The sequence below is a fragment of the Rhizobium sp. WYJ-E13 genome, from assembly GCF_018987265.1.
GTDB lineage: Bacteria > Pseudomonadota > Alphaproteobacteria > Rhizobiales > Rhizobiaceae > Rhizobium.
The window spans coordinates 1687415-1708789 of sequence record NZ_CP076854.1 but is presented as its reverse complement, the minus strand read 5'-3'; the positions used below and the strand labels follow the sequence as shown (position 1 = coordinate 1708789).

The window sequence follows — 21375 nt, the reverse complement described above, 5'->3', positions numbered from 1 at the left end:
CCTGAATTGAAGGGCGAGTACCTGGGCCAGGGGTCAGTCTGCCGATTATCGGCACGCCGACCGGCGCTTCTGTGTCCTGCCGGATCAATTCACTGCGAGGAGGCTACGTCCGGGCGGGCGTTGGCGCATCTATACGCAGGTCTAGTTGCCGTTCCCCATAGGTATAAGCCCGCATCCGGGTGGCTGGTGGCACGCAGTAGGACCGGCGCCAAGAGCATTCGCACCGGCTCTTTGCGCCTATTCAAAGGAGATCGGGTGTGGCCGATCAGCCAGCTGTGGCCGGCTGCGCTTTGGGCGCCGATGGGTCCTTCCGGAAATCAGGATGCAGCGGTCCGAATGGCATGGCGCCCATGCAGGCCACAAGGGCAATGCCGGCGATCGCGAAGCAGAAGGAAAGGATGAAGACGTCCGCATAGGCGAGCACGCTCGCCTGCGCGTGGACTTTTGTCGCGACGGTGGAGAGAGCCTCAAGATTTCCGTGATGGTCTGTGCCGAACAGCGTCTCAAGCTTCGCCAACACGGCCCGAAGACCATCCGAGGATGACGAAATCGGCCCGGTCAGGATATTGGAATGATACTGCTCGCGTTGCCGCAGCCAGGTGTTCAAGAGGCTCAGAGCTAGTTCGACACTGCCGAGCCGGATAACCTGGATATAGGCGGAGACCGCTGTCGAGCGCTTGGGATCGGAATTGGCGATCAGATAGACGACCGTCGCGAAGAAGGCGAAGGATTGCCCCGCCGTATGGAGGAGCACGACCGGCAGGAAATTAAAGGGCGCCCATGTAATGGAGAGGTTTGATCCCCAGAGAGAGCCGAGCGCCATCGCTGCCAATCCAATCATGATGCAAAGGCGCGCATCGATACGGCGCAGCAGGAAGATCGCAAAGGCGATGAACAGAAAGACCGGGATGACCGCGCCGAAGATATAGAGTTCGGAGATGGCGATCGGCCGTAAACCGACAACCGTCTGCAGGAAACCCGGAATGGAAATCGCGGCGCCGGAACTGGAAAACGTGAAGGCGATGATGATCGCGTAGCCGATGCCGATGTTGCGCGACAGGATCACGCTCGCATGCGCCCAGGGATTGGCAACGACGCTCTCGTTGATGAGGAAGCCGATGAAGAGGATCGCGCCGCCTGCCAGCAGCGAGGTGACGATGCCGGAGTTGAACCAGTCCAGCCGGTTGCCCTGATCGAGACCGACGTAAATCATGGTCATCGAGCATCCAAGCAGCATCATGCCGCCCCAATCGGCGCCTTGGAGCAGGCTGAGATTGATCTCTTCCCTCGGGGCTCCGATGATGAGGAGCAACGCGATGATCGGCGTGACGATCACATCCTGCCAATAGACCCACTGCCAGCCGAGATAATCGTCGTAGAGGCCGACCAGTACGAACCCCAGATTCTGCGACAGCGGCACGCGAAGCGCGTAGATCGAAAGGCCGATCAGCCAGTATTTCATATCCAGATTGCGGAAGATTACCATAATCGTGGCGGGTATGAAGACGCCGAGCAGCAGGGCTCTTGCCGCATGCAGCACAAACAGCGGCGCACTGTCGTGGACGATCGGAATGGCAAACGAAATGCAGGCGTAGATCAATGTCGTCGGGATCATGACCCGCCGCACGCCGAAGACGGTCGCAAGCCAGGCCACAGCAGACGAGATCAAGATCTGCGGTGCGTTGGCGACGGTGCTGAGCCATGAGGCTTCATCGAAACCAAGCGAATAGGCGCCGCGGATATCCGGTAGTCCGACGGCGAAAACGCGGGTGTCGAAGCCGACCACGAAGGAGGCGAGCAGAAGTGCCGCAACGATGAGAACAGGGTGGCTGGTCGTCGTGCCGCTGGTCAGCGGACCAAAGGCGCGCGGTGCTGCGCTCATTGCTCTTGGTCCGACTTCGTATCGACCGTGACGACGGCCGACATTCCGGGCTTGAGCCGATCCAGCAGCGGCTGGCCGGGATCGAAGACGATCTTGACCGGGATGCGCTGGACGACCTTCGTATAGTTTCCGGTCGCGTTGTCGGGCGGCAGCAGCGCAAAGATTGAGCCGCTGGCCGGAGACAGGCCGCTGACGGTGCCGTGAAGTATCTGGCCGGGGAAGGTGTCGATGGTAACGTCTGCCGTCCTGCCTGGGGTCATGCGGGAAAGCTGCGTCTCCTTGAAATTCGCGGTTACATAGACACTCGGGAGGGGAACCACCGAAATGACGCTCGTTCCGGCGGCCACCAGGTCACCCTCGTGGACGAGCCTGCGGCCGATGACGCCATCGAAAGGCGCGTAGATTCGCGCATAGCCCTGATGAATGAGAGCCGTGTCGAGCGAGGCCTGCGCGGCGTCGACCTGCGAGCGCAGCAGCGGATATTGCCCGTTCAACACATCAAGCTGCGCCTTCTGCTGCTCGATCGAAGCGGCTGTCGATTTCACAGAGGCCTGGGCTTGCAGATAGGCGGCTTGCGCCTGCTGCAACAGCTGTTGCGAGGTCGCGCCGCCAAGGCTTGTCTGGCGGTGGAACTCCTGTTCCGTTTGCGTCTGCTGCGCCTCGGCCGATGCGTTCTGTGCCTCGGCCACCTGTACGACAGCCCTTTGTAGTTCGATCTGGTTCGCCAGATTGGCAAGCGAGGCGTTTGCCGCGGCAAGATTGGCTTTGGCGCCCTCGACCGCCGCATCATATTCACGCGGGTCGATCTCGGCGAGCAGCTGGCCTTTCGTCACCTTCTGATAATCGGTAACCGGCGTGCTGCGGACGATGCCGCTGATCTGGGCGCTCAAGGTGGACACGTCGGCGCTGACGACGGCGTCGTCGGTCGATTGCGATGCCGCACCTGCCACCCACCGGTTCCAGTCGACGGTTGCCACGGCCACCCCGCCACTGACTAGGGCAATGGCGAGAAGCGGAATGGCAAGGCGTCTCAGCGAGATCACCGTCGCCGGCGGAGATCCGACCGGCGCGGCCGGACTGTCCGGCAAAGGGGACGGCTGCAACGGGCTAAGGCTGGTGATGGTGATCGGATCGGCCATGAGACGCCTCATTTCTCGTTTCGGTCGGTGGAAATCTTTGCGCGGACGCGAACCGGGGCCGGCGAGAAGGAGACGTGGCCGCTGCCGTAAAACTGCAGCCAGTAGCCAAGCGCCATGAAAACCGCCCCGCCGATGAGGTTGCCGATCGTCACCCAGACGAGATTGTGGATTGCTGCAGCAAGCGTGATGTTGGCTGGATGCTCGCCCATCAGCGCCATCGAGAAGGTGAACATGTTGGCGACGCTGTGTTCGTAACCGGCTGCCACGAAAATGGTGATCGGCCAGAAGATCAGCATGATCTTGGCAGCGGCATTTTCCGTGCGTCCAGCCATCCAGATGGCAAGGCAAACAAGCCAGTTGCAGAGAATGCCGCGGGCAAGGAGCTCGAGCGATCCAGCCGACATCTTGGCGGAAACTGCGGAAAAGAACGCCTGGCTTCCATCGCCCAGAAGCACGCCGCCGCCGGCCAGGTGGAAGAGGCCGGCGAGAACGACCGCGCCGATCAGGTTGCCGATCCAGGCGCTGGCCCAGACGAGCAGCATATCGGAAATACGGCTGCGCCGGGTCAGTACCGCAAGCGGCATATACATTGCCGTTCCCGTGAAGAGTTCGCTGCCGGCAAAGACGACGATTGTGAGCGCGGACGAGAAGACGATCCCCATGACGAGATGTGCCCAGGCCGGATCGGCATGCGCGCCGGCGGTAAACATGATGATATCGCCGAAACCGATATAGGCGCCGGCCATGGCAGCCCCAATCAGGAAGGCAGGAAAGTGGCTACGGACTGCTTCGGCTTTCTCTTCGCCGGACTGGGCAAAGTGATCAATCGAATCCTGATACATGACGGCACCTCGTCTCTCTGGTGATCGAACCGGGCTTCGTCCCGGATGCAAAGGACGTTAGTCGCGCATGCCGCGTTGCTGAATCATACCTACGTCTAGGCTGCCTCCGGGCAGGTCCAGACATGTGTTGTCATGCTCGCATGCTGCTTCGGTCGTGACGGATAATCGGGCAATACTCACAAAAAAGAGGCCGCCTCCGAAAACGGAAAGGCGGCCATTTGCGGATCCTCGGGCAATCCGTGACTTCGGGCGGAGGGGAGGGACACCGGGAAGCCCTAACCGAGATTTCTATCGCCTGTCAGGAGGAGGCTCCAGGCGATGGAGTGGAAGATACGCCCATCCCGAAGCAGGCGGAACTAAACTTAGGTATCGGCCTGCCTAGACCAGCGCGCGATTTCATCCGGTCGGGCGGCTTCCCTATTCTTTTCGTCGATCGGCGAGCCCTCGTCGACGATGTCGGGCAGCATCTGCGGTTCCCTCAGACGAGCTATGCCGCCGACAGCGACCTTCAACTCCGAACAGGATCTATCATGAAAACCATTCTTCTTTCCCTCTTCGCAGCCGGCATGCTTGCCGCCCCTGTCGTTGCAAACGCCGCCCAGGCCGATGTCGGCAAGCTGGATTGCGACGTTTCCAAGGGCATCGGTGTCATTGTCGGTTCCAAGCAGGACGTCGACTGCACCTATACGCCGAGCGCTGCCGGTGATGCCAGTCAGCATTATGTCGGCACAATCACCGATTTCGGTGTTGACGTCGGTACCGTCGAAAAGGGCCGGATGGTCTGGCTGGTCTTTAACGCCACGCGTGAACCGATTGCCGGTCTTGAGGGCAATTATGCCGGTGTAACCGCCGATGCCAGCATCGGCATTGGCGGTGGTGCCAATGTGCTGGTCGGCGGAACGAACAAGACTGTCTCGCTGCAGCCGGTTTCGCTTGAGGGCGATGTCGGTGTCAACCTGGCCGTCGGTGTGGCGGCGTTGAAGCTGCAGCTCGCTGACTGAATCCGGCGAACTGAAGCTGAAAGCCGGCTTCGCGGGTAGCACCTGGGAAGCCGGCAAAGTGCAAAGAGCCGAAACCCCTCGAATGCGTGCGGATGACCGGTTCTGCCATCTTCAATCCAGATGAATGCTCGGCATTGCGCGTGGGTCCTCCGCTCAGTTCTCGCAGCAGCGGCATGCCGAATGACCAGGCAACGACGGTCTCGGGCCGCTTTTCCATTTCCCGCATCTGGCGCGGTGGGCCGAGGAACTCGCCGGTCAGGACGACTTTCTTGACATCTGATCAATCAGAAACCTTGCCGTCGCTGGTGCGGGCACTGTAGGGAAGAGCCTGCATGGAGAAGGTCATGAGCAGAACCACCAAACAAGAAGCAGATCTCCTCATCACCGACGAGAAAGAACCGGTAAAACGCAGGCTTCGCGAGCGTAGCGCCGCGGAGCGTCCTCCAGAGCTCGAAAACTTCCTGAATCTGCTGGCTCGTGCGATGCTGCATCCCTCGGCCTCGACGATGGCGAGTTTTGTCGCCGGGAAGGTTTTCCAAAAGCTTGAACGCACGGGAACGCTAAACCACAAGCAGCTTCAGGACACCGGTATCCCGACGGGCCTCGAGGCCGCCCTCCAAAACGCAATCGCGACCAGAGGCATTTGTGCCGAGGTAGCGCAGTGCGTTCGGCGCCTCGCTCACTCGCTCGTGTGGATCAAAGGCAGAAGCGGACCATTTGCCAGCCTGAACTTCGAGACAGCTCATGCCCACGCCGTGGTCGTCGGACCAGGTGGGCTGGAAGACCGGACGGATATCCGCATTGGCCTCACCTATATGGAGCCCTACAGCCGGTTCCCCGATCATGTGCAGCGGTTCTCACGGGCTTTTTTGTTGCTCTCACCCTGCGAACTTTCGATTGCCGGAGAGAGCTGGTTTTCGACCGGAACAGGCGGCGTCTTTGCGGCTGAAGCGGGACAGTCCTTCGCGATGCGTTGTACCACGACACCGCTATTGGCGGTCTGGTGTCACGTCGAAGAGCCCGGACGTGCGCGCAGTTGAAAGGAATTGGCTCCGCCAAAATACCGTTTTCCACGGTTGCACAGCTGTTCAATCGTCGACGCTTGGTTTCCGGCGATTGTATATGACGATTTCATGACAGAGTATGTGCCCCGCTGATTTGCAGGGGAATACATGCATGAAAGAAAAGAAGCGGGTCTATCAGGCTCTCGTGGACGGCGCCATGGAAGGGCTGGTGGGCGATGCGCTTTACGATTTCGTCCGCAGGCGCTGTCCGAAAGCCTCCAGCAAGAAGATCGTTCGCGCCTCGCTTCTGGCGCTGAGCGATCCTCATTTGAAAGACCGCAATATCCTCGATGTCATCTATGCGCTGGCGATCAAGCACCGGCTGGATGCGATCACTATCGAGGACGAACAGGAAGAAGAAACCGAGGAGGAGCAGAAGCCCTCCGACCTTGTCGCCTTGGACCGCCCGCCGCTTTCGTGACTGCGAGGTGAAAATGCCCTTCAATTTCCGGAGGAGCGCTTTTCGGAGGAGTGCTGGCACTATCAGGTGGCGGTGTCCGAAAGTTCTTCCAGGATCGGACAGTCCGGACGATCATTGCCGTGGCAGGCATGGACGAGATGTTCCAGTGTATGCCGCAGCTCCGTCAGCTCGCGGATCTTCCGGTCGATTTCCGAAAGCTTGGCCTCGGCGATCCCCTTGACGTCGGCGCTCGCCCGGCTCTTGTCCTCGTAGAGCGCAAGCAACTGGCGGCATTCCTCCACCGAAAAGCCGAGGCCGCGCGAGCGCTGCAAAAAACGCAGCTTGTGCACGTCCGAGGCCGCATAATCACGGTAGCCGTTTCCGCCCCGGTCGGGGCGGATGAGGCCGATGTCTTCATAGTAGCGGATGGTCTTCGAAGGCAGGCCGGACCGTTCCGAGGCTTCGCCAATATTCATCGCTTGATCCCTTTACAGCTTTTCGACCCTGAGCCTCAGCGCATTGCCGATGACCGAGACGGACGAGAGGCTCATGGCGGCGGCCGCAATCATCGGCGAGAGCAACAGGCCGAAGATCGGGTAGAGCACGCCGGCGGCCACGGGGATGCCAAGCACATTGTAGCCGAAGGCAAAGCCGAGGTTCTGGCGGATGTTGCGCATCGTGGCTTCGGCAAGCCGCCTTGCGCGGACGATGCCGTTGAGATCGCCCTTCACCAATGTAATGCCCGCACTTTCCATTGCAACGTCGGCGCCGGTGCCCATGGCGATGCCGACATCGGCGGCGGCGAGCGCCGGCGCATCATTGACGCCGTCGCCGGCCATGGCGATGACAGCGCCTTTCGCCCGGAGTTCATCGACCAACGCCTTCTTGTCCTCAGGCAGAACATCGGCACGAACCTCGTCGATCCCAAGGCTTCTTGCCACGGCACGGGCCGTCCGCTCATTGTCGCCGGTTGCCATGATGATCTTCAGGCCGCTTTCGTGCAACGCCATGATGGCGGCAGCCGTTGTCGGCTTGACGCGGTCGGCAACGGCGACAAGGCCAGCCAGCGCGCCGTCAACGACGACGAACATGACGGTCTTGCCTTCGCCGCGCAGCGCCTCGGTCTTCTCAGACAGCGGCGAGGGATCGAAGCCGAGATCGGCAAGCATGGCGGCATTGCCGAGCGCGACGGATGCGCCGCCCGCCTTGCCTTCCACGCCCTTGCCGGTCCTTGCCTCGAAGCCTGTCACGTCGCTGAAGGTGAGGCCGCGTTCTTCCGCACCGGAGACGATAGCCTCGGCGAGGGGATGTTCCGAACCGCGTTCCAGGCTTGCAGCAAGCGCCAGCAGACGGTTTTCATCAATGCTGCCCAAAGCCACAACCTCGGTCAGCTTTGGCTTACCTTCGGTCAGGGTGCCGGTCTTGTCGACGATCAAGGTATCGACCTTCGAAAAACGCTCCAGCGCTTCCGCATCCTTGATCAAGACACCCTCCTGCGCGCCACGGCCGGTGGCGATCATGATAGACATCGGTGTTGCAAGGCCGAGTGCACAGGGGCAGGCGATGATCAGCACGGCGACGGCGGCAAGCAGGGCATTGGCCAGACGCGGCTCCGGCCCGACGAAGGACCAGATGAGGAAGGCTACGATCGCGGCGGCGATGACGGCGGGAACGAAGATCGCCGAAACGCGGTCGACAGCCCCCTGGATCGGTGCGCGCGAGCGCTGCGCCTTCGCTACCATGTCGACGATCCGCGACAGTGTCGTGTCGGCACCGACCTTCTCGGCGGTCATGATCAGCGCGCCGTTCTTGTTCATGGTGCCGCCGGTCAGTGTGTCGCCCACAGCCTTTTCCACCGGCAGCGGTTCGCCCGTGATCATCGATTCGTCGATGGTCGACTGGCCCTCGGTCACCGAACCGTCGACCGGCACGCGTTCACCAGGGCGTACCCGCAACCGGTCACCGGCCTCAATCTCGTCGACAGGCACGTCGCTTTCGCTGCCGTCGGCATGGATGCGGCGCGCGGTTTTCGGCGCCAGGTCGAGCAGCGCGCGGATTGCAGAGCCGGTGCGTTCGCGCGCCTTCAATTCCAGCACCTGCCCGACGAAGACCAGGGCCACGATGACGGCGGCAGCCTCGAAATAGACGGGAACAGAGCCGCTATGGCCGCGGAAACTATGCGGAAAGAGATCGGGCGCCAAGGTCGCCACGACGCTGTAGACATAGGCCGTGCCGACGCCGAGGCCGATCAATGTCCACATGTTCGGACTGCGGTTGATGAAGGATGCCCATGCCCTGCGAAAGAAGGGGAGGGCTGCCCAGAGGACGACCGGTGTCGCCAGCAACAGTTCGACATAACTCGCCAGCGGTTCACCGAGCGCTTGGCGCGGCCACGACAGGCCAAGCATCGGACCCATGGTGAGGATCAGGAGCGGAACAGAAAGAACGGCACTGACCCAGAGCCGCCGGATAAAATCGACGAGTTCCGGGTTCGGGCCTTCATCCTCGGGCGGAACGCCCATCGGCTCCAGTGCCATGCCGCATTTCGGGCAGTCGCCGGGATGGTCGCTGACGATCTCAGGATGCATGGGGCAGGTATAGAGCGTTCCCTTCGGCATGGCGGCCGCCGCGGGTTTCCTGCCATCGCGATAGGTCTCGGGATCGGCCTCGAACTTCGCCTTGCAGCCTGCCGAGCAGAAGTAGAATTTTTCGCCCTCGTGCTTGAGGAAATGCCTGGCGCTGGCGCGATCGACCGTCATGCCGCAGACCGGATCCTTGGCTGTCAGATAATCGTGCGGTGCCGCCTCGAATTTCTTTCGGCAGCCATCGCTGCAGAAGTGATAGGTGTGACCTTCATAATCCAGGGAAGGCTTGCCGGCATTCGGATCGACCGTCATACCGCAGACGGGATCGCGCACCACCAGCTCTTCAGCCTTTTCGTCGTGGCCGCAGCCGCATTGCGCACCCTCATGATGGTGATGGTCGTGACCATGCCCATGATGGTCGTGGCCGTGATGATGATCGTGCTTGGTATCCATAATGCTTTCGCCTTTCATGCCCTTCTGGCATCCGGACAGCTTTATGAACCTTCCAGCAACTGGAATGTCAACAGCTTTTTTTACGTCGTGGATTTTTACGGAATTAGGCACCAACTGGCATCAAGGAGTAGGTTTTCAGTCTCACTTGAGTATGTCTGAAGTGGCGGCCGTCTTCGATGACCGGGATGGCGTAAGTTGTAAATGGTCGCCTTTCAGAGCATATAGGAATGAGGTATTTCCATAGGAGTGTACCATGTCGTCTACGGTTTCGGCGAACGTCGATGGCAAGACAGCCACGAAGTTGAAGATGATGGCTTCGATGGAGAACAGATCCGTATCGAATGCGGTATCCAGCGCAATTACCGTATTCGTTGGACTTCCGAAGGGAGTGCGGGATTTCCTGCTCGAATTGAACGCGCAAAACGATCAGGAAACGATTATCAGACTTGGCCGCGAGATGATGGCAGCGGTGGCAAGGGTACGCCTTGAAAAGGCAACCAACGACCTTGCAGCCGAGCACCGGTTCGGGGGACGGGAGCATGCAGGCAGCGAGATTGACTTATTGGAAGAAGCTACTGCGTTGAGCCGAGCCGCCGCACGTCGGAAGTAATGTTTGGACTGTGACTGCAGGGACAGTGCTCCTGCGTTGCAGATTTAGATTTGGAGGCAGTAGCGACATAATTCCGGATTTTTTCAAGGTTACCGCCAGGCCGGCACGATCAGGGCCGCCGGCTGGTCTCCGAGAAGGGTGGCAAGCGCGATCTTCGTTCCCGGCTCCACCATCTTGCCGGTCAGGAGATCTGCCTTGAGACCGTGAAGCGGTGAAGGCACGGATATTGCCGTATCCTCCCAGAATTCCGGCCCGGCAAAGAGCACGCCGGGATCGAGCCAGCCGAACATCAGTCTTGGCACGACGGTGATAGCAAAGTCGTTATGGTGCAGGCGGGCAAAGGCGACGACATGGCCGCTTCTGATACCGCTGACGGCAAGCGGCAGATATTCGCCCTCGGTGAAAAGCCGGCCGTGATCGAGCCGGAGTCCCAGGCCGATCTGGATGACGCGCTGTTTCAGCGCCGCCGCCTGCAATCTTGCCAGCGGACCACCCTCGGCAAGCCAGCCTGCGAGTGTCTCGAAATCTGGCGGCCGCCTGTTGTCGGGGTCGACGAAACTGAAATCGAAACCTTCGGCCCCTTGATAGATATCCGGAATGCCCGGTGCCGTCAGCTTGATCAATGTCTGCGACAGGCTGTTGACGTAACCGGCCTCGATGAAGGGCTGCAGGACGCGGGCGAAATCCTCGGTGAAGGCGTCGTTGTCGGGTGACACGAGTGCTGCCGCATAGGCACGGACCGCCTCCTCATAGTCATTGTTCGGCCTCGTCCAATCGGTGCGCAGCTTGGCTTCGCGAATGGCCTTTTCCGCATAGGCGATGAAACGCTCGCGCAGCGCATCCGCATGGCGGCGGTCGAAATCCTCAGGCCAGGCGCCGGCAAGCGCCTGATAGAGCATCCATTCCAGATTGGGCTCGGGTGCTGAACCGTCCGGCAGCTCGATACGGTGACCTTCGTTCAGTCTGCGCCAATGTTCGACGGCGTTGGCAAAGACGTCGGCGCCTTCGCTCACAGTATAAAGCCGAGCCCGCGCATCCTCGCCGCGCTTCGTGTCATGCGTCGATGTTGCCGATAGACCCGAGGGCTGGGAGCGCGCCCGATTCTGCATGAGTTGGTGAAACGCTTCGATGCCGCCGGGCACATGATCCGGCTCGCCGCCGACCTCGTTTGCCGCCAGCAGCCGGTTGTAGCGATAGAAAAGCGTATCCTCCATTGCCTTGGCCATGACAGGGCCGGAGAGCTGCTGGAAACGGAGGCGGAATTCGCGAGCCGCCTCCTTGTCGACCTTGCCCTCAAGGATGGCCGCGATGCTTTGCAGCGGCTGCGCATGGTCCAGATATCCGGCGGCCGCCAACTCGGTTCTTTTCAGCAGATCCGCATCCCGGCCATCGAGCCGGCCATCGGCTCCATAGGTGCGGTAGACGGGAAAGGCGATCAGAAGCTCGCGGATCGCCTCGGTGATTTCCCTGGTCGACAGTTCGGGCAAGAGGCCGCCTGCAATGTGGGCAAGGCGAGCCGCCTCTCCGGCGAAATTCCGCTCGACCATCAATCGCTTGGCCGTCCGTCGCCCGGGTTCGAAATCGCCATTGCCACCCGCCAGCTGGCGATAGGCTTCATCGAGCTTCTGTAAGCCATTGCCTTCCACGAAAAGCGCGCTCAAGGCGGCAATGAACTCGTAGCCCGTCGTTCCCTGTATCGGCCAGTCGGCCGGCAGTTCTTCGCCGGGGCCAAGAATTTTTTCGACGACGATATAGGTGTCCGCGCCGACTGCTTCCCGCAGCCGGTCGAGGTAGGCTTTCGGTTCCGCCAGCCCGTCGATATGGTCGATGCGCAGGCCCTGCACCTGGCCTTGGCGCACGAGATCGAGAACCAGCCGGTGGCTCTCTTCGAAGACCCTGATATCCTCGACCCTGAGGCCGACCAGCCCCGTCACCTCGAAAAACCGCCGATAGCTCAGATGCTCCGAAGCCTCCTGCCAGCGCTGAAGCTGCCAGTGCTGTATCCCGTGCAGCCGCGTCATAAAGGCATGATCCTTTGAAAGCTCCGCAAGCTTTCTGCTCAGGCTTGTGAGATCGCCGGCCTCGAAGATCATGTCACGCAGCCCTCGATGCAGGTCATCGCCACCGATGGAGCCTGCCAGTTCGGCCATCCCGGCGAGAACAGGATCATCCAGCTCCGTCGAGAGCGCTGCGTAGCTTTCCATGCTCAGCGGAAAGAGGGCGTCGTAATAGCCGATCGCCAGATTGCCATGCGCCTCATCGACCGTGATCGTCAGTTCACCCGCAGCGACACTTTCATCGAAACTCTTCCCCAGCTGGGGCAGGGTCAGCCGTTCGCTCCAGTCTATATCGAAATGGCCTGCAAACGGGCTGTGTTTGCCGAATTCCAGGACGCTCCGCCACCAGGCATTCTCCAGCGAAGCAGCCATATGGTTCGGCACGATGTCGAGGATCAGGCCCATGCCCGCTTCTGACAGCGCCTCCGTCAGGCGATCGAAGCCCGCCCTTCCTCCAAGTTCCGGATCGATCTCATTGGCGTTGGTTACGTCGTAACCGTGGGTCGAGCCCGTCGTGGCGGTGAAGACCGGCGAGGCGTAGAGGTGGCTGATGCCGAGCGACTTCAAATAGGGGACAAGCCCGCAGGCACGATCGAAGGTCATGCCGTTGCGGAACTGGACCCGGTAGGTCGCGGAGGGAAGCGTCATGGGGTTCGTTTTTGCCGTTTGGAGGGGACATCTTCCAACGGTTGTGAAGGGTTTTTGTTCCCGTCAGTCGACGAAGACGCCGACGCTTGCCGCCCGGCCCATGGAATCGATCACCGTCAGCTTGGAATACCCGCCGCCATCAGGCATCCAGCTTTGCGTGCGCCGGCGGGAAAGTTCGGGCAGCGGCTTGCCGTTGGCAAGCCAGCGGAAAGGCGCGCGGCCGCCCTGCAGTTTGAGCATCAGCGGCGAAAGATCACCTACCTTTGCTCCAAGATCGACATGAGCGCCCTCCGGCGGATAGACGATCTGGGGTGACGGCTCGCGGCCGGACGTGACCAGCAGCCCGTTGGCATTGACGGCAAAACGGCGCTGGCTGATCGGCAGATCGGTCTGGGCGATGCGCACGGCGCCTGCCGGCGGGCGCGGCAGCGGTGTCGTGGCGATGCCGGATTTCGCAAGCGCCTCGAAGAGGATGGGTGCAGCCGTGCCATAACCCGTCAAACCGGGTACGGCGCTGTTATCCGGCCGTCCGACCCAGACACCAAGCACATAGCGTCCGTCATAACCGACCGACCAGGCATCGCGATAGCCATAGCTCGTACCGGTCTTGTAGGCGATGCCGCGCTGCGGCGCACCCGCCGGCGGTATGACGCCCGAGAGTATGTCGGCGATATTCCAGACAGCGACCGGCTCCAGCAAGGGCTCTCCATTGAGCTTGCCGGGCATGTTCGTCACGCCATCGCCGATCCTGACCGGCTGGCCGCGATTGGCAAGAGCCGTATAAAGCTGAACCAGATCCTTCAGCGTGATGCCGACGCCGCCAAGGCCGATCGCCAAGCCCGGCGTCTCGTTCGGCGGCAGGACCGGACGAACATCGGCGCGACGGAAACGCACCATTAGCCGCGACGGGCCGACCGCATCGAGCAGCTTGACGGCCGGCACGTTGAGGGAGAGCTGCAGGGCCTCGCGCACGGTCACGTCACCCTGATAGCTCATATCGAAATTGCGCGGCCGGTAGCCGAAGAAATCCGCCGGCCGATCCTCGATGATCGTTTCCTGGCTGACGAGCCCCTGTTCGAAGGCAAGGCCGTAGATGAAGGGTTTGAGTGTCGAGCCGGGTGAGCGGTTGATACGCGTCATGTCGATCCAGCCGGAGCGGCTGGCATCGAAATAGTCGGCCGATCCCACCTCGCCGACGATCTCGCCGGTTTCGGCATCCGCCATCACCATGGCGAGCGACAGCTTCGGCCCGAGCTTCAGCGTCGCGGCGCGCGCGACGGATTCAAGACCGGCCTGGACCTGCTTCTTCAGGGTCGTCTGATGCTGGACCACCTTCGGGTCCTTGCGGAGCGCGGCTTCCGCGACATGGGCGGCAAGGGCTGGAAGCTGCAGCCGGCGGGCTGGGATTGCAACCCCTTCGGCGCGTTCTGCCTCGCCGTCGCCCACCACTTCGGCCACGGCAATACGGTCGAGCACGCGCTTGCGCGCCGCTTCGGCGGCCTTCAGGTTTCGGTCCGGCCGACGCCTTTCGGGCAATTGCGGCAGCGCGACCAAGAGGGCAGCTTCCGCCACCGTCAGCCGCTTCGGCTCCTTGCCGAAATAGGCAAGGCTTGCGGCGCGCACGCCTTCCAGATTGCCGCCATAGGGCGCATGGGTGAGATAGAGATCGAGGATCTCTTCCTTCGAAAGCCGCCGTTCGATCTGCACGGCGCGCACGACCTGCAGGAGTTTTGCCGAAAGCGACCGGCCCTCGCGCGGCTCGATCAGCCTTGCCACCTGCATGGAGAGCGTAGAGGCACCGGATACGATGCGGCCGTTGCTGACGAATTGCAGTGCGGCGCGCCCGAGCGCCCAGACATCGATGCCGGAATGCGCGTAAAAGCGCTGATCCTCATAGGCAATCAGCATGCGGATGAATTGCGGATCAACGTCAGAAACGCGTGTCTTCAGTCGCCAGCGCCCCTGCGGCGTTGCAAAGGCGCGCAGCAATTGCCCGTCGGCATCAAGCACTTCGGGTGAGACGGCGACTGCCTGTTTAAGTGGCGGGGGAAAGGCCCGATCGGCGGCATCGAGCGCAAAAAGCCCTGCGCCGGCAATGAAAATGCCGGCCGCAGTCCCGATCGCAAATTTATGCCACCGCCTCATTGTTGAGCCGCAACGACCTCCATCTTGCCGGTCGCCGTGCGGGCGGACAGATCGGCGCGATACATGTCCTCGACCGTCGCTGCCGGATGATCGTAGACGCCGGGGGTGACGGCGCGCACCACATAGGCGACGTTGAAGTCGCGCGCGGAATTCTCATCGCGGTTGAAGGCGGCAACGAAACGGTCGTAGCGGAATTCCGTATGGGCGGCGGACATTTCGCCGACCCAGTCGAAATTCGTCATCTGGGCGCTGTCGACGAGGCTCGGATTGTCGATCTCGAAGCCGGCCGGCAGCAGGTCGGTGATGACGATGCGCGAGGCCCAGTCGTTCTGCTCTGTTACATGCAGCACGACGACATAACGCTCGTTCTGCTGTGCCTCGCTGACATTGGCCTCCTCGCCGTCGAGCGTGTAATAGCTCCGCTCGATGGTAAAGCCGTTGCCACCGGCCGGCAGCGGCTTGACGGGGGCGGCGACCGTCGTGAGGACGGCCGAAACCGTATCGCTCGTCGCACTCGTCAATGTCAGCGGATGGTCGATCAGCGCGTCACCCGTCATCTTTGCCATATAGGCGCCGGTTCGCTCAGCGCCATTGACGTTGATCTTCAGATCGTCGTCGCCGTTCTGCAGGGCACGCGCTGCCAAGAGCATCCAGGCCTGTTCCTGGGTGCTCGTATATTTGCTGCGATCCCATTCCCGAGCGACCGCCTTGGCAAGTTCCGGAATGACGGGCGGAACCGGCCTGCTTTCGGCGGCAAGCGCCAGGATCGCTGCGCCATCACGCAGCACCGAGCCATAATCGGTGCGCGAGAAGTTCACGCGGGTCACCATCGACTGTTTCGACATCTGCAGCGCATCGACAAAGATGTTCTTCGAGCGGGTCGCATCGCCATAGAGCGCCAGTGCCGCAGCGATATGCGCCTTGGCAAGCGGTGTCGGGAAGTCGTTGATCATCGTGTCGGCATAGTAGCGCAGGTCGCTGACGGCTGCCTTCTTGTTGCGGGCGAGCACGTAGAGGGCGTAGGCGATTTCGTCGCCCTTGCCTTTCACGTCCGTCGTATAGGAGAGCGAATTCTGGAGGTTTTCCAGCGCCTGCACCAGGGCGCGATCCGGCACGTCGTATTTCTGCTCGCGTGCCCGCGTCAGGAAGTCGGTGACGTAGGAATCGAGCCAGAGATCGCCGGAATCCGGTCCCCAGAGGCCGAAGCTTCCAGCATAGGCCTGATAGGAGAGTAGTTTGTAGATGGCATCCTGCACGCGTTTGTGGATGTCGTCATCGGTCTCATCCATACCGGCCTGCTTGGCGACTTCGGCCAGATAGAGCAGCGGCAGCGCGCGGCTCGTCGTCTGTTCGGCGCAGCCGAATGGATAGCGATCGAGCGTCATCAGCAGCGCCGGAATGTCGAAGGCGGCAGAGCGGGTGACGTTGACGGCGACCGAGGCACCCGGAAGCACGCTGTCGGCCAACAGGTTCTTGTCGACGGTCAGGCTCTTGCCGGGTTTGAGCGCGATGACGCGCCGTTCGGTGACCGGCAGCGACGACGGCCGCACCGGCACATCGACCACTTGGTCGAGCGACAGGCCCTGATCGTTCGACAGGTTGATTGCCACACTGCCATCGCCCGGCGCGCCGCCGACGAGCGTCAGCGTCAGGTCGGACTTGGCGCCGGCTTGAAGCTTCAACGTCTGTTCGGCTGGCCCGTCGATGGTGAGCGCGCTGTTGCCGCTCAGCGTCAGCTTGTAGTCACCGGCCGGTGCATCGGTATTGGCAATGTCGAGACGCAGATTGGCCTTATCCCCAGGTGCGAGGAATTTCGGCAGGCTTGCCGTGACGACGACAGGGTCGCGGATGATGACGTCCCTGGCGCTGTGGCCGACGCCGGTCTTCGTCCAGGCAACCGCCATGACACGCGCCGTTCCGTTGAACTGCGGAATATCGAAGCTGACCTTCGCCTTGCCTTCGGCATCGAGTTTGACCGGACCGGAGAAGAAGGCGACGAGCTTCTGCGTTGGCGGACTTGCCTGCAATGCGATCGCGCCGCCGTCGCCGCCGGTACGCAGCTTGCCGGTCGCGCCCAGCGAGCCGTCGATCAGCCGACCATAGAGGTCGCGGATCTCGAGGCCGAGCTGGCGCTGGCCGAAATACCAGTCTTCCGGGTTCGGGGGCTCGTAGCGCGTGAGATTGAGAATACCGACATCGACGGCGGCAACCGTGACGTAGCCTTCCTCATTGGCGCCAGCGCCGGCAACCTGCAGGCCGATGTCAAGCGGCCCGCGTGGCAGCATCTTCTCAGGCGTATCGATCTTGACCTGCAGCGCTCGCTCATCCGGATCGACCTTCAGCCATTTGATGCCGATCGAGCGCGCCGGCATATGGGTGTCGAGCGAATCGCCCGGCCGGAAGAGGGTCGCGGTCACATAGGCGCCAGCACCCCAGTCGGCGGTAACGGGAATATCGACCTCGCCGCCGGTCTGACCCATCGTTGCATTCTGCACGGCAACCAGGTTTTCCGTGCCGGCCGTGATCATCAGCTCGCCGCCATTACGCGACGTAACCTTCAGCTTGGCCGTTTCGCCGACATGATAGCTGTCCTTGTCGAGAGCAATTTCGAGACCATCAGGCGTTTCCGTCGAGGTCGAGGCGACAAACCAGCCGGCATCGAATTCGACGCTCGAGGCCGGGCCGTCGGGATCGGTGCTTTCCACCTCGAGCCGGTAGCGGCCCCACTCGACCGGTGCCTGGATTTTGCCGCCATTTTCAGCCGTCGCATCCACCGAGCCGGAGGCGACCTCTTCGGGCGTATAGGTCGGCTCGTATTTCCAGGCAGTGCCTTCGCGATACCACTGATAGTCGCGGCGAAGCTTGTAGAATTTCCAACGCAGGCCCGTCATCTCCTGCTTCTGGCCCTGGGTATCGAGGCCGATCACCGTGAAATTTGCGAGCGCATTCTCCGGCAGGTCGCCATCGAATTCCGGCTTGATGCCGATTGCGGCCTGATCGGCCTTGACCGGGATGTCCAGCGAGCGCTCGATGGCACGGCCGCCGGGCTCCTGCATGCGCAGATAGACGGTAGCGTTGAGGAGTTGTGTCGTTGCCGGCAGTTCGCCGATCGTCAGATCGGTCGAGGCCTCGCCATTCTCGTCGAGCTCCGGCAACCCGTCGATCGGCTGGCGCGAATCCTCGCTCGCCTCTTCATCGGCAAGGCCGAATTGATAGCCGGGATAGGCGGCATTTTCGCGCGTCGGCTTGACGACGACATCGCCCTCAATCGTCAGGGCGGCCGCCGGGGCGCCATAGAGATATTTGCCGGAAATCGTGATGGTGGCGGCCGTATCCGTGCCGATTTCCTTGGACACGGTCTTGATCTCCATGTCGGTGCGATCTGGCACGAAATCGTCGACGAGGAAGGTCTTGGTGGCGATCGCCGAGCCCTTCGGATCGGTATAGACGTTCATCGTCCAGGTGCCGCGCATGGCGTTTTCCTGCGTCTGCAGGTCCACCTGATAGCCGCCGAGATTGCTCGTCTGGCTGACGATGCGCCGGTCTTCCACACCGTCGGGCCGTGAGAAGATGAAGGTCAGCGGCAGGTTCTCGATCACCTTGCCGTCCGTGTCGCGGGCAAGGGCTGCCGCATGCACCGTCTCGCCGGCGCGATAGATGCCGCGCTCGGTCCAGGGCAGTACGTCGATCGCACCCGGCGCGGCGCGGCCGGTGACACCACGGTCGGAGAGATCGAAGCCGGCGCGCGTCATGTCGAGGAAGACATAGTCGGACGTGCCGTTCCTGGCGGTGATGACGGCGGGTGTGAGTGCGGCGGTGCCGCGCATCAGGCCGGCGGTGAAGGTGGCGCGACCGTTCTGATCGGTCGTCGCCGTGCCGAGGACCTCATTGTTCTTGGCAAGAAGCTGCAGCTCGACGCCGGCCATCGGCTTGGCCGACGCAAGCGAGCGGGCAAAGACGTTCAGACCATCGGTGCCGGCATAGGTGGTGATGCCGATATCGGAAACGAGGAACCACTGCGTCGCCTGCGAATCCCAGTCCTGTACCGGACCGGTCGGCGGGGTGGCGACGAGCACATAGATGCCGGGCTTGCGCTCGGGCAGTGCCTCGTCGACCGGGAAGGAGGTCACGACATCCTTGTTGAGCTCGTTGGCGATCTCGATCGAGCCCTGCCAAACGAGTTCGCCGCTCTGGTCCTGGATGTTCTGGGCGCTGTAACCGTCAAGCTGTGTCAGGAACTGCGAGCTCGTCAGAAGCGGCGCAATGCCGCGATCGCCGATCCGGTAGAGTTTCAGATTGGCAGACGCCATATTGACGGAGACGATCGGCACGCCGCGGCGCGCCGTCGACGGCAGCACGAAGCTATCGCCGGTAAAGCGCACCACCTGGCTGCGGTCCTTGATATAGACGTCGATCGTGACAGGCGCTTCCAGAACCTCGTCGACCGAGGAGGGCAGGCCGGTGCGGAAGCCAATCTTGTAGGTCTCGCCATGGGTCAGGCCCTCGACGCAGATCTGCTTGTCCTTGGCTTCGAGCGCTTTGGGTGCAGCCCCGTTCAGCGTCACGAAGGGCGTATAGTCGACCGTCTTGACCAGTGCCTCGGAGAAGGTGACGCAGGCGCGCGGTGTGGCGCTATCGGCATCGACAGTATGTTCGGTGATGCGGAAGCCTTGCGTCTGCTTGAGCTGCAGGTAGTCCGCCTGCACGTCCCTGGCGCTGACGAGCGCCAGGCTCGCCTTATAGCTATTCAGCGCATCGCGGTAATTTGCGTTCTTTTCCAGGGCCTTGGCAAGCACTGCCAGCGCGTCGGCGCGCTTGTTGGTCGTGCGCGTCAGCTGGTAGCCGTTCAACGCATCGATCACCGCCTGGCCGAAGATGCCGCTGTCAGGTGCGCCGAGCGAGGTGGCGGCACGCGCCGTCTCGATCCAGAGATCGCCGTCGTCGGGGGTAATCGACAGGGCACCATGGAAGGCCTTCAGCGCATCGGCAAGATTGCCGCCGGTCAAGTCGAGGCGCGCGCCAGCGGTCAGGCTGTCCACACCCTGGCCTTGCTGGTCGTCCGTCAGCGTCAGATCATTGCGGAAATCGCGGGCCTGCTGGACCAGATCGTCGGACAGGAAGGGCAGGCGAGGGGCCGCACCGATATCCGGCTCTTTCGGCGTGGCGGCAGCGGTCGTTTCAACGATCCGGCCGGCAATCGCGCCGGGGGCGGCGTTCATCGTCTTGAAATCGGATTTCAGGAAGCACCACTTCACCTTGGGATTATAGGTGAAGGCCTTGCAGCTCTTGTCGCCGATGCAGGCCGCCTTGCACTGATCGAGCGAAATGTTCTGCTCGGTGCGCAGGTCGAAGCCGAAATAATCCGCGTCCTTGACGGTAACGATATCGCGCTTGGCATCGGCAGAAAAAGCCGGCGGGCCTGCAAAAATCATAGATACGGCAAGGACAGAAAAGGCGAAGAACGAGCGCGCAGACATTGGATCCCCCCGGGTGCTGGCTCTGAACCGGGCGGCACTGTCCCCACTCCTCAGGGAATTGTCAACTCACCTTCCCGCCTGTTCCGGTTTCGCACATTCGCTTTCGTGTAATCGTCACATCGGCGTGAGTGAACAGCTTGTGATTTGCGGCTTTTTCGTCGTTCGGCAAGGATTTGGCGATGTTGTTTCCGGAGGTAGCCCCATGCCCATATCCACATCAGGCAAGTTCCTTGTCGCGCTTTTCGCAACCGCAGCCCTTTCGCTCGGCCTCGGTTCCGTGGCCACCCGGGCGGCAGAAGATGCTGTCGTCATTCCAGCCCCTGCCATCGACGAGGCGGGCAGGTCCGGCACGGAGACCGCCGTCTTCGCCGGCGGCTGCTTTTGGGGCGTCCAGGGCGTCTTCCAGCATGTGAAGGGTGTCAAAAGCGCCGTTTCCGGCTATGCCGGCGGTGAAGCGGCAACCGCCAGGTACGAAACGGTCAGTACCGGTACGACAGGCCATGCCGAATCCGTTAAGGTGACCTTCGATCCGAGAGAGGTCAGCTACGGCAAGCTCCTGCAGGTCTTCTTCTCGGTCGCGCACAACCCGACACAGCTCAATTTCCAGGGACCGGACCAGGGCACCCAATACCGCTCGGCGCTGTTCATCTCCGACCCAGAGCAGCGAAAGGTCGCCGAAGCCTATATCGCCCAGCTCGACAAGGCGCATGTCTTCAAACAGCCGATCGTCACCAAGGTTACCGACTATACGGGCTTCTACCCGGCCGAGCAGTATCACCAGGATTTCCTGACGCTGAACCCGACCTATCCCTATATCGTCTATAACGACCTGCCGAAGATCGAAAACCTGAAGCAGATCTTTCCCGCCGATTACAGCAAGGATCCGGTTCTGGTGCTGAAGGCCAAGGGTTGAGAAGTCTCTCAACCGAAATACCTTAAAGGCGGTATAGCCGCCGCCTTTACTGTAAGCTTCTAGGGAAAATAAGAAATTATTAATATTAACAGAAGTTTAATTGAGAAATACTGCGTTTCATGCCGGAACATCTCGTCGCATGGCTCGTTTAAGCTCTGG

Annotated in this window: 13 protein-coding genes; 5 read left to right on the top strand and 8 right to left on the bottom strand. The window is 61.5% G+C overall.

Annotated features, from left to right (window positions below; all coding sequences use genetic code 11):
* Positions 1–265 precede the first annotated feature (265 nt).
* Genes KQ933_RS29305 through KQ933_RS29295 form a run of 3 tightly spaced genes read right to left on the bottom strand, consistent with a single transcriptional unit; the run spans position 266 to position 3863 of the window.
* Positions 266–1882, bottom strand: a complete 1617-nt coding sequence (locus KQ933_RS29305) for an MFS transporter (protein WP_216759485.1) — start codon at positions 1880–1882, stop codon at positions 266–268.
* Positions 1879–3021 (bottom strand): HlyD family secretion protein, encoded by a 1143-nt coding sequence (locus KQ933_RS29300; protein ID WP_216759484.1) that lies wholly within the window; start codon positions 3019–3021, stop codon positions 1879–1881. Before KQ933_RS29300 ends, KQ933_RS29305 begins: the two co-directional genes overlap by 4 nt.
* An 8-nt stretch (positions 3022–3029) precedes the next feature.
* Positions 3030–3863: a formate/nitrite transporter family protein gene (locus tag KQ933_RS29295; RefSeq protein ID WP_216759483.1), complete on the bottom strand. Its 834-nt coding sequence runs from the start codon at positions 3861–3863 to the stop codon at positions 3030–3032.
* A gap of 530 nt (positions 3864–4393) precedes the next feature.
* Between KQ933_RS29295 and KQ933_RS29290 the strand changes: the two genes are divergently transcribed.
* The 3 genes from KQ933_RS29290 to KQ933_RS29280 all read left to right on the top strand — a co-directional run bounded on the left by KQ933_RS29290 (position 4394) and on the right by KQ933_RS29280 (position 6349).
* Positions 4394–4864, top strand: a complete 471-nt coding sequence (locus tag KQ933_RS29290) for a DUF992 domain-containing protein (protein ID WP_216759482.1) — start codon at positions 4394–4396, stop codon at positions 4862–4864.
* Between the two features lie 344 nt (positions 4865–5208).
* Positions 5209–5904, top strand: coding sequence for a dimethylsulfonioproprionate lyase family protein (locus KQ933_RS29285; RefSeq protein ID WP_216759481.1), 696 nt, complete (start codon positions 5209–5211; stop codon positions 5902–5904).
* A 136-nt stretch (positions 5905–6040) separates the two neighbouring features.
* Positions 6041–6349, top strand: coding sequence for a hypothetical protein (locus tag KQ933_RS29280; RefSeq protein ID WP_216759480.1), 309 nt, complete (start codon positions 6041–6043; stop codon positions 6347–6349).
* Positions 6350–6411: 62 nt separating this feature from the next.
* Here the strand turns inward: KQ933_RS29280 and cueR are convergent, their stop codons facing one another.
* Both cueR and KQ933_RS29270 read right to left on the bottom strand, forming a co-directional pair.
* The gene (cueR, locus tag KQ933_RS29275) at positions 6412–6804 is read right to left on the bottom strand and encodes a Cu(I)-responsive transcriptional regulator (RefSeq protein WP_216759479.1); all 393 of its coding nucleotides are present in this window, start codon (positions 6802–6804) and stop codon (positions 6412–6414) included.
* Positions 6805–6816: 12 nt separating this feature from the next.
* Complete coding sequence (locus KQ933_RS29270) at positions 6817–9366, bottom strand: heavy metal translocating P-type ATPase (RefSeq protein WP_216759478.1); 2550 nt, start codon at positions 9364–9366, stop codon at positions 6817–6819.
* A 253-nt stretch (positions 9367–9619) separates the two neighbouring features.
* Between KQ933_RS29270 and KQ933_RS29265 the strand changes: the two genes are divergently transcribed.
* Complete coding sequence (locus KQ933_RS29265) at positions 9620–9976, top strand: hypothetical protein (RefSeq protein WP_216759477.1); 357 nt, start codon at positions 9620–9622, stop codon at positions 9974–9976.
* 89 nt (positions 9977–10065) lie between these two features.
* On the opposite strand, the gene treY is transcribed toward KQ933_RS29265, so the two are convergent.
* The 3 genes from treY to KQ933_RS29250 form a co-directional block, all read right to left on the bottom strand.
* The gene (treY, locus tag KQ933_RS29260) at positions 10066–12681 is read right to left on the bottom strand and encodes a malto-oligosyltrehalose synthase (RefSeq protein ID WP_216759476.1); all 2616 of its coding nucleotides are present in this window, start codon (positions 12679–12681) and stop codon (positions 10066–10068) included.
* A gap of 63 nt (positions 12682–12744) precedes the next feature.
* On the bottom strand, positions 12745–14826 hold the full coding sequence (gene pbpC, locus KQ933_RS29255; protein WP_216759475.1) for a penicillin-binding protein 1C: 2082 nt from the start codon (positions 14824–14826) through the stop codon (positions 12745–12747).
* Complete coding sequence (locus tag KQ933_RS29250) at positions 14823–20303, bottom strand: alpha-2-macroglobulin family protein (protein WP_216759474.1); 5481 nt, start codon at positions 20301–20303, stop codon at positions 14823–14825. The genes pbpC and KQ933_RS29250 overlap by 4 nt, the downstream gene beginning before the upstream one ends.
* 202 nt (positions 20304–20505) lie before the next feature.
* Here KQ933_RS29250 and msrA point away from each other — a divergent pair, with 202 nt between their 5' ends.
* Entirely contained in the window at positions 20506–21216 is a 711-nt protein-coding gene (gene msrA, locus KQ933_RS29245) for a peptide-methionine (S)-S-oxide reductase MsrA (protein WP_216759473.1), read from the top strand.
* Positions 21217–21375: the final 159 nt, after the last annotated feature.

Excerpts from the sequence above, each read along its gene's own strand:
- KQ933_RS29305 (WP_216759485.1), bottom strand. The coding sequence starts at position 1,882 with ATGAGCGCAGCACCGCGCGCCTTTGGTCCGCTGACCAGCGGCACGACG.
- KQ933_RS29300 (WP_216759484.1), bottom strand. The coding sequence starts at position 3,021 with ATGGCCGATCCGATCACCATCACCAGCCTTAGCCCGTTGCAGCCGTCC.
- KQ933_RS29295 (WP_216759483.1), bottom strand. The coding sequence starts at position 3,863 with ATGTATCAGGATTCGATTGATCACTTTGCCCAGTCCGGCGAAGAGAAA.
- KQ933_RS29290 (WP_216759482.1), top strand. The coding sequence starts at position 4,394 with ATGAAAACCATTCTTCTTTCCCTCTTCGCAGCCGGCATGCTTGCCGCC.
- KQ933_RS29285 (WP_216759481.1), top strand. The coding sequence starts at position 5,209 with ATGAGCAGAACCACCAAACAAGAAGCAGATCTCCTCATCACCGACGAG.
- KQ933_RS29280 (WP_216759480.1), top strand. The coding sequence starts at position 6,041 with ATGAAAGAAAAGAAGCGGGTCTATCAGGCTCTCGTGGACGGCGCCATG.
- cueR (WP_216759479.1), bottom strand. The coding sequence starts at position 6,804 with ATGAATATTGGCGAAGCCTCGGAACGGTCCGGCCTGCCTTCGAAGACC.
- KQ933_RS29270 (WP_216759478.1), bottom strand. The coding sequence starts at position 9,366 with ATGGATACCAAGCACGATCATCATCACGGCCACGACCATCATGGGCAT.
- KQ933_RS29265 (WP_216759477.1), top strand. The coding sequence starts at position 9,620 with ATGTCGTCTACGGTTTCGGCGAACGTCGATGGCAAGACAGCCACGAAG.
- treY (WP_216759476.1), bottom strand. The coding sequence starts at position 12,681 with ATGACGCTTCCCTCCGCGACCTACCGGGTCCAGTTCCGCAACGGCATG.
- pbpC (WP_216759475.1), bottom strand. The coding sequence starts at position 14,826 with ATGAGGCGGTGGCATAAATTTGCGATCGGGACTGCGGCCGGCATTTTC.
- KQ933_RS29250 (WP_216759474.1), bottom strand. The coding sequence starts at position 20,303 with ATGTCTGCGCGCTCGTTCTTCGCCTTTTCTGTCCTTGCCGTATCTATG.
- msrA (WP_216759473.1), top strand. The coding sequence starts at position 20,506 with ATGCCCATATCCACATCAGGCAAGTTCCTTGTCGCGCTTTTCGCAACC.